Source organism: Flavivirga sp. 57AJ16, from assembly GCF_028736925.1.
In the GTDB taxonomy this organism is placed as follows: domain Bacteria; phylum Bacteroidota; class Bacteroidia; order Flavobacteriales; family Flavobacteriaceae; genus Flavivirga.
This window is the reverse complement of sequence record NZ_JAQZAT010000001.1, coordinates 137008-151006: the sequence shown is the minus strand read 5'-3', so window position 1 is coordinate 151006 and position 13999 is coordinate 137008. Positions and strand designations below refer to the sequence as shown.

12 protein-coding genes are annotated in these 13999 nt (G+C 35.7%); 1 reads left to right on the top strand and 11 read right to left on the bottom strand.

Annotation, left to right across the window (positions count from 1 at the left end):
* Positions 1 to 4: 4 nt before the first annotated feature.
* The 6 genes from PQO00_RS00610 to PQO00_RS00585 all read right to left on the bottom strand — a co-directional run bounded on the left by PQO00_RS00610 (position 5) and on the right by PQO00_RS00585 (position 6524).
* Positions 5 to 2389 (bottom strand): outer membrane beta-barrel protein, encoded by a 2385-nt coding sequence (locus PQO00_RS00610; RefSeq protein ID WP_274182880.1) that lies wholly within the window; start codon positions 2387 to 2389, stop codon positions 5 to 7.
* A gap of 10 nt (positions 2390 to 2399) precedes the next feature.
* Positions 2400 to 2837 carry a hypothetical protein gene (locus tag PQO00_RS00605; protein ID WP_274182879.1) on the bottom strand — a complete coding sequence of 146 codons (438 nt, stop codon included), beginning with the start codon at positions 2835 to 2837 and terminating at the stop codon, positions 2400 to 2402.
* Positions 2827 to 4077 (bottom strand): ABC transporter permease, encoded by a 1251-nt coding sequence (locus PQO00_RS00600; protein WP_274182878.1) that lies wholly within the window; start codon positions 4075 to 4077, stop codon positions 2827 to 2829. Before PQO00_RS00600 ends, PQO00_RS00605 begins: the two co-directional genes overlap by 11 nt.
* Complete coding sequence (locus tag PQO00_RS00595) at positions 4074 to 4703, bottom strand: ABC transporter ATP-binding protein (protein ID WP_274182877.1); 630 nt, start codon at positions 4701 to 4703, stop codon at positions 4074 to 4076. The genes PQO00_RS00600 and PQO00_RS00595 overlap by 4 nt, the downstream gene beginning before the upstream one ends.
* 25 nt (positions 4704 to 4728) lie before the next feature.
* On the bottom strand, positions 4729 to 5928 hold the full coding sequence (locus PQO00_RS00590; protein ID WP_274182876.1) for a GTP-binding protein: 1200 nt from the start codon (positions 5926 to 5928) through the stop codon (positions 4729 to 4731).
* Between the two features lie 353 nt (positions 5929 to 6281).
* Positions 6282 to 6524, bottom strand: a complete 243-nt coding sequence (locus PQO00_RS00585; protein WP_274182875.1) for a hypothetical protein — start codon at positions 6522 to 6524, stop codon at positions 6282 to 6284.
* Positions 6525 to 6834: 310 nt separating this feature from the next.
* On the opposite strand from PQO00_RS00585, the gene PQO00_RS00580 reads away from it, so the two are divergent.
* Positions 6835 to 7443, top strand: a complete 609-nt coding sequence (locus PQO00_RS00580) for a bifunctional 2-polyprenyl-6-hydroxyphenol methylase/3-demethylubiquinol 3-O-methyltransferase UbiG (protein ID WP_274182874.1) — start codon at positions 6835 to 6837, stop codon at positions 7441 to 7443.
* 19 nt (positions 7444 to 7462) lie between these two features.
* Here PQO00_RS00580 and PQO00_RS00575 read toward each other — a convergent pair whose 3' ends face one another.
* The 5 genes from PQO00_RS00575 to PQO00_RS00555 all read right to left on the bottom strand — a co-directional run bounded on the left by PQO00_RS00575 (position 7463) and on the right by PQO00_RS00555 (position 13994).
* A complete protein-coding gene (locus tag PQO00_RS00575) occupies positions 7463 to 8809 on the bottom strand; it encodes an MATE family efflux transporter (protein ID WP_274182873.1) in 1347 nt (448 codons plus the stop codon).
* Between the two features lie 239 nt (positions 8810 to 9048).
* Positions 9049 to 10473, bottom strand: coding sequence for a DUF3526 domain-containing protein (locus tag PQO00_RS00570; protein WP_274182872.1), 1425 nt, complete (start codon positions 10471 to 10473; stop codon positions 9049 to 9051).
* On the bottom strand, positions 10470 to 11900 hold the full coding sequence (locus tag PQO00_RS00565; RefSeq protein ID WP_274182871.1) for a DUF3526 domain-containing protein: 1431 nt from the start codon (positions 11898 to 11900) through the stop codon (positions 10470 to 10472). The genes PQO00_RS00570 and PQO00_RS00565 overlap by 4 nt, the downstream gene beginning before the upstream one ends.
* 156 nt (positions 11901 to 12056) lie before the next feature.
* A complete protein-coding gene (locus PQO00_RS00560; RefSeq protein ID WP_274182870.1) occupies positions 12057 to 12758 on the bottom strand; it encodes an ABC transporter ATP-binding protein in 702 nt (233 codons plus the stop codon).
* A 12-nt stretch (positions 12759 to 12770) separates the two neighbouring features.
* A complete protein-coding gene (locus PQO00_RS00555) occupies positions 12771 to 13994 on the bottom strand; it encodes a hypothetical protein (protein WP_274182869.1) in 1224 nt (407 codons plus the stop codon).
* Positions 13995 to 13999: the final 5 nt, after the last annotated feature.

Here is a 13999-nt window from a genome sequence, read left to right as displayed (position 1 = left end):
AAAATCATAAACGCTTTTGCTCATCTGTTTTACTACTTTTCTCTTTTACAAGATTACCTCCTAAATGGTAAAGTAATGTGAGTCCAAACCTTCTTGAATCAGGTTTGTCGTTGTAGCGATAGTCGATAATCTCACTTAGTGAATGTGCTTGATAACGGTTGGTGTTGAAGATATCGCTTATGGTGAACTGGGCGACGAAATTCTTGTTTAAAAATGATTTTTTAATACCGAAATCTACATAGCCTGTAGGTTGTGAACTATAGATGCCAAGTAGTTCGGAGGAAAACCAATGGGCGGAAAGATTAATCTTATAGTCATTAGGCAAGGAAATATCCTGCTGTAACATTAGTGTTGTCGCCCATTTCGAAAGCTGTTTTTCACCTGAAAGTTCTGATATGGGATACGTGGTATAGCTGATGTCTGAAAAGAAAAGTATATTCCAAAACGGATATAGCTTAAAAGGTGTTGATATTGTAAAATCAAAACGATGGCGGTTGCCAAAATTATCGCTTTGGCTTTTAATGGATGTGCCATTATCATCTATTGAAAGCCTTCGGTTTATGAAATTGAGGCTTTGATTGTAAATGGCAGAAAAAATGTATTTGTTTTTTAGACTATAGGTAAGTGAATATATCCAAGCTAATTCAGGAATCAGATCAGGGTTTCCAGAATAATAGAAATATTGGTCACTGTACCACCGAACAGGATTTAAATCGCTATAGGACGGGCGGTTTATACGTCTGCTGATCGAAAAATCGATTTTATTGTCTTCATTGATGATTTGCCCTACAGAAAGAGATGGGAATAGCTTAGTATATTCCCATTCGTTAGCAAGATCCTCTTTTACGGTGTAACCTTCAGCACGTGTATATTCCAAACGTAAGCCAGCATCAATGGTGGTTTTGTTGATTTTTTTTGAACCCGACAAATATGCTGCGGCAATACGTTCTTTATATTTAAAATGGTTGCTTAAATCTTCAATTTCAACATAATTCCCTAACTGTAATGAATCAAAACGATATTGATTATCATTTTCTACTTCGGCATATTTAATACCTGTTGTAATGGTGTACTTTTTAAAAGGCAAATCGGCATCGGTTTGTGCAGAAAAAATTTTCACGGAGCCAGGTTGGTGTGACTTAAGTACCTGAGTATTTTGTTTGTTTTGGTTAGCATCATAACTGTCGGTTGTCAGTAGCCCATCCGAATAATTCCGATAGGATGTATAATTGGCATCGGCAGTTATTTTTTTGCCCAGTGAATCTATATCAAATGTATAACGCATGCTTATTGCATCGTAGTGATAAGGCTCGATAATATTATTTTCTGAAAGGATATACGACTGCAACTCTCCCGAATTATCAATTTTGTTTACTTTGGAATAATTGAAGCTTTTAAAGTTATCAAGATAGCCATGATAGCTTATTCCAATATTGTGTTTGGGCAAAAATTGCCAATCGGTTCCAAGCCGCCAAGTATAATATTTAATTTTATAAGTTTTTTCATTTTCACGGTTGAGACGAAAAGTATTTCCTTCTTCATTTATGGTATTTTCACTGTTATTTTGAGTAAATCTGTGCGGTGTATTGTAATCAAAAGAACCATATAGGTTTATTTTTTTGGTACGAAGGCTTGCCGATATATTTTCATTGGTCATCCAATATTTCCCTTTTGAAACAGCGCTACGTAAATCTACGGCATAGCCTTTTTTTAGATTTTTTATAGGTATAATATTGATAATTCCCGAATTACCAGCTGCATCAAATTCAGCCGTAGGTGAGGTAATCAACTCTATCTTGTTGATATCCTCAGCACTCATTCCTTTCAACAAGTTGGATAATTGACTTCCGGATAGATAGGTCATTTTCCCGTCGATCATTACATTGATGCCAGACGCTCCTCTAAATAAGATATTATCGTTTTGACCTACGCTTACACCAGGCAATTTTTTAAGCATATCGAGTGCTGTCTGTCCTGTTGTTAACACTGAATTTTTAAGATTAAAGGTTAGTTTTCCTTTATCGATCTCGACAAGGGCTTCTTTAAAGGTAACGACTACTTCATCCAATGATTGGGGGTCTTCCTTTAATGTTATATTTAAATTTGCTTGGTCTTTTACTTCTTTTTCTTCAGTTGTCATCCCCATATAGGAAAATACCAAGACATTTCCTGTAAAGGTTTTTATAGAATATCTACCGTCCAAATTGGTAAGCGTTCCTTGATTAGTTCCTTTTATAGAAATAGTTACTCCAGGTAAAGCTTGATTTTCGATATTGGTAACCACTCCTTGGATTTCAAATTCCTGTGAAAAAATAAAACAAGGAAAAAATCCTAAAAAGTACAATAAAGTTGTTTTGATATAAGATGCCATAAATTTTCTTCTGTTCATTTTGAGTTTTTTAATTAATAAGTTGTCCTTTGCATTCTGTTAGGATGTAATTAAAATGTTCTACATCATCGGCATTTAGCTTCAATGTTCCTGTAATAGCTACTATAGCATCGGTTTTAAAGGTTTGCTTGGAGGTAAATTGGAGTTCTATAGCTGTTTCAGGACCACCCACACCACAGAAAAAGCAGGAAGACATAGGTCCTTTGGATAAGATGTATAATTCACCTTTTGGGTCTATATTTAAAAAATACCCGGTAACGGTTATTTGTTTTCCTTCTAAAGCCTGTACGGAGGGCAAAAATTTTGGATATAAAAAAGACTCTCCATATGCCGGAAAAAATTTCTCAGAGAATTTTACCTGAGCCAGATCTTCCCAAGTTACCTTCTGTTGACTAAAGCATACAGAGCAGGATAGAAGTAAAAGGATAATTAGGATTTTATTTTTCATGGCTCAAAATAGTTGATATGTTCATTTTTATAATAGGATAGATGGCTAATGATATTGATGTCAATATCATTATAAGAACCAAAGCTCCTATTTGCAAGAATTCTGTAAATGGCAATTCATGAAGCATGTTTTGTTTATATTCGGTTTCTACTATTTTAAACATAAAGTACAGTCCCATTTTAGATAGTAAAATCCCCAATAAAAATGCCAGTAACCCAATTATGCATCCTTCATAACCGACCATGCGTATCAATTGGAAATTGCTAGCTCCGTAGGTGCGTAAAAGAGCCAAATCAAAAGCATGTTCTTTTACCATTTTATAAAGGCTTATAAAAATGGTCATACAAGAAATAACAAGTATCATATAGGCAATCCATGAAATTGTTTTCACACCAACACCCGTATATTTATACAATCTGTCCAATTCATATTTTGGTAATGCTGCTTGCATGTTGGTTTGTTTATTGATTCTTCTAGGAAGTGCTAAAAGGGCAGAAGGATTTCTAAAAGAAATTAATAATGACGTTATTTCATTTCCTTCATATACATCTTCAGGATGCCCGATATGACTTTCTTTATGTTCATGCCCAGGGCCATGTTCATCTTCATGCTCATGTTCGTCTTCGGTATGATGAACGTCCCATATACTTTCTAGGTTTGTAATGATGAGACGGTCAATTACTTTTTGGGTAGGCTTATATATACCAACAACTTTAAGGCTTTCGGAATGCTTCTCAATATCATTATCTACCAACCCATGGGAACTTAAAAAGGTATCCCCAATTTTAAGTTGCAGTTTTTCGGCAACTGTATGGCCAAGTATGACTTCCATGGATTTTTTTATGGCCTGTCCTTTTTCCAATGCTGCATGGTAAAAATTTGCAAATTCATTGGTCGTTCCTACAATCCTATAGCCTTTGTAATTATCGCCATAGGAGATAGGCACCGCACTTTTAATCATAGGATTTTTGCTTACCTTTTTTGCGTCTTCATATGGAATATTCCCTGTTGGGTTGTCCATATGCAGTACGGATGCCAAAACCAACTGCAATGGGCTTCCTTTAGCACCAATAACCAAATCAATATCCCCTAAGTTATTTTCCATTTGATATTTAAAGGACGTCTCCAATTGTTGGATTCCTAAAAGAAGTGCAATACTTAAAGCCAAACTGAAGACACTTAAAAAAGTATAGAATGGTTTTGACCTGAGGTTTTGTATGCTAATTTTCCAAATAGTCATAATGTAATGGCTTTTGAAAATAATGGTTTAATCCTATGGTCATGCGTAATAACAATGAGATTGGCATGGGTTCGTTTAGCCTGATTGATAAGTAAATCCATAACCATTTTACAATTTTCATCATCTAAACTTGAGGTAGGTTCATCTGCCAAAATAACCTGAGGATTATGTATGACCGATAAAGCAAAGCCCAAACGCTGTAATTGCCCTTCACTAAGTTCGTTTACTTTGCTCTTTTTAAAGTCGCTCAGATCTAATTGTTCTAATAAATCATCAATCGAGGGTTTGCTAATGGATTTTCTGCCAAAAAAAAGACGTGCCTGTAAATTGTCAAAAACGTTCAACGATCTAATTGCGTGATTTTTTTGAAATACCATCCCAATATTTTGCCCTCTAAATGTATCCAAGTGCGAATGGGATAGCCTGTTGATAGGTGCTCCATTGATTATTATCGTTCCGCTAACAGGTTTTAGCAGGCCAGCTAAAAGATGTAAAAGTGTTGTTTTTCCGATGCCCGATTTTCCTAGAATGAGCAAATTTTCCTGGTTCTTTAAGGAGATGTTAGGAAAGCGGAAAGTATATTCCTTTTTTTTATAATGAAATGTGAGGTTATCTGTTTGTACCATCTTAAATGTTGTAAAATTTCATGTTTTATTTCTCTATTGGCCATTGATCTTCTTGAGGGAACAATTGACTTTTCCATAGCTGTGCTTCGTTGTCGGTAAGCAAGCAATCATTCAATTGGTCTGTGACTTTTTCTTTTTCCAAATATTGTCCAATGAAGACCAGTTCTATTTTACGGTCTCCGTATATAGCATCCCATCCCGATTCAATGTGATCTTTATTTTCATTGAAAGCAGCATAGTTAATTCGCTCGCCAAAAGGCATGGAAGCCCACCAAACCCCTGCATTATCTGCTTTAAATGAACCTCCTGCGGTACTCCATACCAACGCTTGGCTAGATCTGGATGCCAGCCAAAACAAACCTTTGCTTCTAATAATATTTTGTGGAAAACCTGTATCTAGGTACTTTAAAAAGCGATCGGGATGGAAAGGTTTTTTACTCCTAAAAACCAAGGAACTTATCCCATATTCTTCGGTTTCTGGAACGTGTTCGTTCTCCAATTCTTTTATCCAGCCAGCGGAAGCCTCGGCTGTTTCGTAATTGAACAAGCTTGTATTGATGACACTTTTTAATTCAACCTTTGATTCGTTGGCAAGAATGATACGAGCTTCTGGATTTAGTTTTTGAATGATAGCTTGAAGCTCTTCACGCTGCTCTTTGGTAACTAAATCAATTTTGTTAATGATGATAACATTGGCAAATTCAATTTGATCGGTCAGTAAATTAACAATGGTTCTATTATCACCTTCCATGTCTGTGAGTGATCTTGTTGTAAGATAATCGGGACTGGAAAAATCTTTTAGGAAATTATAGGCATCCACTACCGTTACCATAGTGTCTATATAACTAAAACGACTTAAGTCTATGTGCCCATCTTCACTTTCAAAGGTAAAGGTCTGGGCAACAGGAATGGGCTCGCTTATCCCCGTACTTTCTATTAATAAGTAATCGAACTTGTTTTGGGTAGCTAGTTTTTCCACTTCTACCATAAGGTCTTCTCGAAGAGTACAGCAAATACAGCCATTGGACATTTCAACTAATTTCTCTTCGGTTCTAGAAAGTGTATTTTCATTTTCAATGAATTGGGCATCGATATTTACTTCGCTCATGTCATTGACTATTACGGCTACCTTTAAGCCTTCTTTGTTATGTAGTATATGGTTTAGTAACGTGGTTTTTCCAGCACCTAAAAAGCCACTTAATACAGTTACTGGCAGTTTTTTCATGTATTTGGTTTTTATATTATGTAGCAAACATGATGTTTGCGGCTTTGTATTGACAATATGAATTTTAAATAACAAGCAACAAGTAAAGAGTTGGAAGACCTTTTAAAGTACAAAAGACCATCCAGGATTATTTCTATAATAGGCCATGAAAGCGGCTCTGTTTTAGAAAATTTAAAATAATAACTGAATCCCATGTTCATGATATGTAGTACAATCATGAACATATAAGTTATTAAAACCTGATATTATATAAACTGCATTTATCATCCTTAATGGAGCATATTGCCCTCTTAAAGACTAGCAGAAAATATAAATAAGAAGTATAATTTTTCTTTACTTATTGAAATTAAAACTTATAGTAAAGAAGGAGGTGGGCGAGAAAAAAGTTGACCAGAAACAAGGTCGCTTAAAGCAATAAAGTTGTAGTTTTTGATACGCTCTCTACGAACAGTAAATTCAGGATTTTCAATTGCGAAATCCTGTAAATCAGGAGCAAGTGTGGGTGTTAAGTTATGCGTAATGGCATAGTCACAAACAGTACAATGTAATGCATGATCGGTATCATCTGTATGTGATAATACATGAAGCCCTGCCATTTTCATTGAAAGGAAAAGAACAAGGAACAGATAAGTAATGCTATTTTTTAACCCACCATTTTTCACTAACACAAACTTACTAAAATAAACCAAAAATTATGTTAATATAATCTGAATAAAAAGGATTAATATTTGCATTTAGGGCGTTGAAGACTTGTAGAGGCAAAGCAGAAATAATTGAGTGAAAGCGAATATGGTAAAGTGTCAAAAATAAATTATTCAAAAAATAACATGCTATAGAACAGTTCATATATTACTTTAAAAAGGATGACTTCATTATCTTTGTTTCTTATTATAGAAGAATTGCAAGATGTGGAAAGCACATTATGATAAAATAAATAAAGAAAAACATCCTCCTGCAAATACATTGAGCCAAACTCTAAACATCATATCTAATAAGGGTAGTTCAAAGGAGTTTAAGGCTATTGATTTGGGATGTGGTAATGGTGTAGATACTTTTGCATTGTTAGAGAAGGGATTTGATGTATTGGCGATCGACAAGGATCCTAACTCTTTTCAACATCTACAAAAGGGGATAAGTTCTAACCTCCCAGAACGATTAAATTTTCAAAATTCATCTTTTGAAAGTTTGGGAGAACTTCCTTCGGCCGATTTGGTAAATGCTTCTTTTTCCTTACCCTTTTGCCATCCACATCAATTTGAAAGACTTTGGTTAAATATCATCAGTTGTATCAATTCCGAAGGTTTTTTTTGTGGGCACTTTTTTGGACCAAAAGATTCATGGAGTTCTAATAGCGATATGACCTTTCATAATCTGGAAGCCGTAAAAAAGTTATTTGAAGGGTTCGAGTTATTATATTTCGAGGAAACTTCGAAAAATGGCAAGACTCTTTCCGGAAAAGAAAAGTTTTGGCACGTTTTTCATGTTGTTGCAAAAAAATATCATTCTACAAAATAACAAGAATAAATTACTGTATCTAAAGCCCTGCTCTTAATGCGATTCGTTGAAGTATTTTTCTGGATATAATCCATAGAACCAACGCATAAAGTACATTCTCTAGGGCAAGGCCATAGTATATACCTTCAATACCGAAATATTTGGTCAGAAGTAATATAATAGGTACAAATAGGAATAGTTGACGCCCAACAGGTAACATAGTAGCCAATTTAGCTTCTCCAATTGATTGAAATAGAATGATGCTACTGGAAGATATTGGAATAACCAATAAGATTCCCATTATCATTCGTACATTGAAAATTTCAGCTTCGTTAAGTTCTTTATTTGGCAACATAATATTGATGATGGTTTCTGGAAAAAGCAGTATGGGAATTATCATTGCCGTACCAAGCACCATTCCTGCTAATCTATAGATAGATACACCTTTTAAACATCTATGCGGTTTATTAGCACCATAATTGATTCCAATAACTGGTTGCATGGATTGGTAAAGCCCCAAAAGAGGAATTGCCAAAAAGGTGAACAATCTAAAAGCAGCATTGAAAAAAGCTATGGATTCAAGAGTACCATATAAAACTACTAATCTGAACAGTAGAAATTGCCTGAACAAATTGGACAATTGCATTGAAAAAGCCGAAAACCCAATGCTTAAGACATTTTTAAGGATTTTATATTCCAACTTTATTCGGAAACGACCCGTGTGAAATGTTGCTTTCCCTCTTATAAAATATAAGGCTGTCAATAAACTGTAAATGAACATAGCTGTGATACTACTCCATGCAGCACCTGCAACGCCCATATTAAAAATGCCAATGAATATAGGTGTTAGTAAAAGATTTAGAACTACGGAAACCAATGTAAAACGCATAGCCTGTCCTATTTTACCTTCAGCTCGTATTAAACCATTAGCCGATAATCCATAAATACTAAATAATGCACCCAATATATATATCTGATAATATTCTAAAGCGTAGGTGAATAATTTTCCTGAAATTCCCAAAACAGAAACTATTTCTTTTGAAAAAATGATTCCTGGGATGGTCACAATAACTGCTCCGATAAGAGACAAGGCCATCATGTTTGGGATGATTTTTCTTTGAATTCCCATCTGATTTGCACCTATGGCTCTACTAAGGACAGATGCGGAACCTGCTGCTACAAAAACGGTAACACTGGTGACAACCAACATTAAAGGGAACAGCATGGATATACCCGTAAAGGCTTCTGTTCCTATAAAATAACTTGTGTAGAATATATCAACGAGTCCATTGATGGATATCACCATCATTCCCAAAATGCTGGGTACAGAAAGCTTCAATAGAAGTTTCCAAAGATTGTCATTGATGAAGTCTGGCTTTTTTTTCAAATTTTCTTCTGTTTAAAATTATATAATTGATTAAAAAAGAAGTGATTACAAAACTTATAAACAGATGTAACCACTTCGTTTTACTCACTATATATTATTTTTTTTTGTGTTCGTGAACCTTTCGGTTTCGCAAAAACTTATTTTAATCATATCGGTATGGTATGTTTAAAAAAGTTTATGCTCATTTCGTACTGTAATTTTATAGAAATGCTCTTATGTGTCTAATTTTTAATATCATTTCAGAAAGTCGTTTTATTGAAAAGTATCCATGATAAGCCAAAAAGCAAAAATGTGGCGACCATAATTTCTATGAAGCCATTTCTAATTTTTTGGTTTCTATCTTGGCTGTCAATTTTTAAATTGAATTTGGGAAGGGTTTCGTAGTCCTTACTTGTTATTTCTTTGTTCAAAAACAGTTTATCAAAATAAAAACTTGTAATATCCTTGTGAAAGCTCTCAATGGATTGATAAAAGGATTGAAAAATTTCAGAATCTGTTTCTACAATTTCATTAAGAATTCCTTGCGTGTTTACTGCTGGGTTTGCCCATCGAAATGCAGAAATCCTCTTTTGTCTTAATCTAATTTGGTCAAAGTAGTCCGACACTTCTTTTCTATGATGGTTATCATTAAGCGCCGTAAAAGCGGCATAGGCTTTTGCCATAATATTTATCTCGATCAGTGAATCCGCTCCCTTTAAGTCGTTCCGATTCTGTAGATATTCAAAGATTACAGCTTTAGACTCGTTCACGTCATCTTCATTTTCCAAGCCTTTTCTTCTAGTGATTTCGGCAAGGGATGTATTATCGATTGAATATACAAGGTTTGCATACACGTTCAATATGGCCGGGAGAACAATTAAAAAAAGAAGCCATAAGCTAGCGGCACTAATTGCGGTTAAAGAAGAGTTTTTTTTAAGACTGATCAACAAGAACATCAAAGCAAACCAAAAACTGAGATAGCATAAAATGGCAGAGATCCATAAGAAAATGGACAAAACATCCAACTCACTTGAAACCAAAAAGCCAATTGATGACAAAAGAATTCCTAACCCGACAATCAAAACATAATAAAAGGCCATTCTAATCAAGAGTATTTTTCTTAGTCCTATGGTTTGCAACCTTAGTAAGGGCAGCATGCCATTTTCCTTTTCTTCTGCATATAATCCGTAGGTGAAAGCTATTATCAGCAATGGAAATAAATAAATAAGTACAAAGGATAGATCAAAATTTCCTGCATATAGCTTCAATGGGTTGGCCAACTCAATTTGAAATAATTGGTAATATAGGCTCATTCCTGTCAATTTGTAATAGTAAGGCTCTATATCCCTTTGTCCTAAAGACATGTGAGCTAAACTATGAGGGTTTAAGATGGCATGGTAGCCATGTCGATACCAGGCATAAGCGGGCTTTGAAGCTATATCGAATAGCTGTTTTTCCTTGACCGATGTATGGTCTCTGTAAAAACTCTTTTTATAGTGTTCAAACTCCTCCTTTTCTATTTGTTCGACATTCTTGATTGTTTTTTGCTGTTCCGTTATTTTGGAATGGCCATAATAGATGGCATACATGCCCAATAAAAAAACAGTGGACAACATGATTATTTGAAAGGTATTTCTAATAATGGAAATACCTTCGCGTTGCCATAATAATAAAATCAACTTCATATAAACTTATTTTTGGAGGAAGAAGGAATGAGGATGAACATTATCAAAACCCAAAGGGACAATGAAGCAAGTTCCATCCCATAGTATTTGAAAATCATGGTCACCTTAGGTGTTAGATACTTGAAATCTGATATGGTTTCCCATAAGTTCCTTCCTGCTTTGTATTCATAGAACTCCCCATATCGTGAGTTCTTGGCCATATCATTGTTCATAGAACGTATGAGATGACGGCGATAGTTGTTGGTCTTTTCTTGAAAATCGTTAAAACTATACCAATCAGTTGCAGCAAATGCCATTGAAAGGTTTCTTACAGCTATATAAGGCGCAACAAAACCCATTAAGCTTCCCGCTCTATTTTGGAGTTCGAATTTTTTGTAAAGGGCTGCATCGTGGAAATCATACACTTTATTGGTATATTCTTCCCCTTCTTGCATCTGTATCCCTTCAAAGTTCAAAGGCAATTGGTTAAGAGAATCAACGCCATACTGTTGTAAATAATCTTCTTTTAGTCTTGCCATTCTTTTTTCTTTGGTCTCATTAGGGTTCATGCCATTTGCAATATCATTTTGGATAGCTTCTTTATATATTTTCATGGATGGCAGTGGGTATAAGGTTTCGCCAAGATTGGCAGAAGTCTTTGGTATAATGATTCCTGTTACTATCCAGAATATCAATAAGGTCAAAAGAGCGTTTCTTGCACTTGAAGACTTAAGGGAAATCCAAACTGAAAAATTCGTAAAAGCCCATAAATATCCAATGTAAACAAGAAAGAGCAGTAAGACTCGAACTCCCATATCTGTTATCACAGAACTGGTGTTTTCAATGGTTCCCACTATATATAAACCTGTAAAGAACGGGACCATTATGGTAAAAACAATTATGGAATAGGCCAAGACCTTGCCCAAATAAATAGACCGTATTGAAACTCCTTGACTGACCAATAATTTAAGGGTTCCCGTTTCCTTTTCCTTGGTAAAGGTTTGAAAAGTGATGAATATGATGAGTAAGGGCAATAATAATTGAAGTACCAATGCCGCACTTAATTCTCCGAAACGAATCATATTGCCATATCCTTGTGCAGGCCTGAACATAAATTCATGTGGATAGTGTGCCTCTAAGTAAACAGAAGTTCCTGTATAGGTATCCAATCCAAAATCAAAAAGACTAAGAAGTGTCTTTGGTTTGAAAACATAAGTACCATAATGTGCTGCAATATGAGGATGTTTATCCCCTTGATCCAACCATTCGGCCCTTCTTTCCTTTTGAGCCGTTTCCACCATGATTTTTTGCTGTTTGTAAGCAATATGCCCAGCATAGAGTGCAAATCCTAGGAGAACCATAATGATGGTAAATAAAATTTTTAAGGAGTTTTGTCTTGCCAGACCTTTAAGTTCCTTTCCTGAAATTAAAAAGACTTGACGTTTCATCTATTTAAATTTATTGTTTTAGTCGGTCAGACATGCCTGCCGGCAGGTGTAATTATTCACATCTTTAATAATTGATTTTTAAAGGTGTTCATGAATCTGCGATTTCGCCATTGAACATTTCGATGGGTATCAAGAATCGTTATGGCTCATTTCATACTATGTGTGCATATGTCTTAAATATTTTTGTTCCAAATCATGAAAAGAAACTTGACTTGATTCCATCTTATCGACCAAGATACCTTCTTTCATAATCCCTATGTGGGTTCCTGTATCCTTGGCTCTGAAAAGGTCATGGGTAGCCATTAAAGTGGCTACTTTTTGTTCTTTCATTTCGAGTAAAAGTTCAGAAAATTCATTGCTGGCCTTAGGGTCTAACCCGGATGTAGGCTCATCTAAAAGCAATATTTTAGCACCCTTGGCCCTTGCCAAGGCAATACCTACTTTTTGTCGCATTCCTTTAGAATAACTACTTACCCTTTTTAGGACAAAATCCTTTTGCAAGCCCGATTGTATCAATAAGGTTTCCAATTCTTCCTTATCTTGATTACCCCCTTGAAGACCACAAAAAAATCGCAGGTTTTCAAGCCCGGTCATGTTTTGATACAATTGTAAATTCTCAGGAATGTAAGAGAGCCATTGCTTTGTTTTTTGAGAATTCTTCTCTACATCCAAACCATTGATGAAAGCTTTTCCAGAAGAGGGCTCGATAAAGTTCAAAAACAAGTTGATAGTTGTTGATTTTCCAGCCCCGTTTGCTCCGAGCAGGCAAAAAATATCGCCTGCTCGGATGCTTAGGTTCAGGCTGTCTAGTGCAGTAAAATCACCGTACTTTTTTGTGAGGTCTTTAGCTTCTAGCATGTTTGTTAGGGGTTATTGGTTCTGATTCAAATCTTCCAATCCAGTTATATACCCTCCCGTAGAAGTAAACAATTTACTGGACGTGTTAGAGGCGGTATCAAAACTGAATACGGCATTTTCATCATTGGTAGCGGTTGTAAACAGTAGTTTCTGATCTGTATTAGGAATAATTATCATTCTACGGGATCCATAGGTTGTGGGAAGACCAGGCACCGCTCCCAAACTTGATTTATTTTCGATATCAATCTCAAAATATTTGAATTGCGGTTGCCCAGTAGCATATTCATAAAAGTCGGAAGCATCCTCAACTCTTGCTGTAAAGGCACGACCATTTGGCATTTGATAGATGCCATAGCATACATTTCCTGTTGCATCTTGCATATCCATAAAATAATCGGGATCAAAAGAGGTCTGTCCATTAGGTATTTTCAATAAACCACTGGGACTGCTACCACCGTCCAAGGTAGTCCCCAAGCCCTGCACATAAATATCGTTATTAGAGGCTTTGACCATTCCCGCATTTGCAGCCTGACCACCGAATACCATCCCCGTTCTATGATCGGCGATTACCTTTTCTACAGCTCGATTATTTAAATCGATGACCGCAACATAGGCAGAATCGTTTACCGGAACGAAATTGTTCTCATAGTGTACGCCCATGAACAGTTTATTGTCACGTTCCATCATATCCAGATAATAGGTACGGGTGGTTTCGGGAAATCTACTTGTAATAGGTGTTAACGAAACTTCATCAGTAATACGCATGGTAGTTGGGTTAAAAATGATGAGTTTAGAAATACCGCCAGCAACAGAACCGTAGGCTACAGTTTCACTTTCAAAATAAATGGTGGAAAAGGTATTCGCTCCAGGTACTACAATCCGTTCTTCCTCAACAGTATCACCATCATCGTTGAACGAATATTTTACAAGAGTAGCGGGTGCACCAAAAGGCGAAGCATACAATGCCCCATTGTACGAGACCGTACTTGCACTTCCAGTCAATTCCAATGCTTTGTCGTTTCCTATGGTTGAAAAATCCAAGTCCGTTACACCTTGAATGTACGAAGTCTGGTTAGGCCATGCACCGCTTACAGTAGTAAGACCAAAATTTATTGTCACTGGATCGGTACCGTTGCCTGGATTGGGATTATCATCATCACTGCACCCCATGGTGGTCAAGATTAAAAAGGTATAAAAAGATAGTGCAGTGATTTTTTTTAAAGATTGTTTTTTCATTTTTT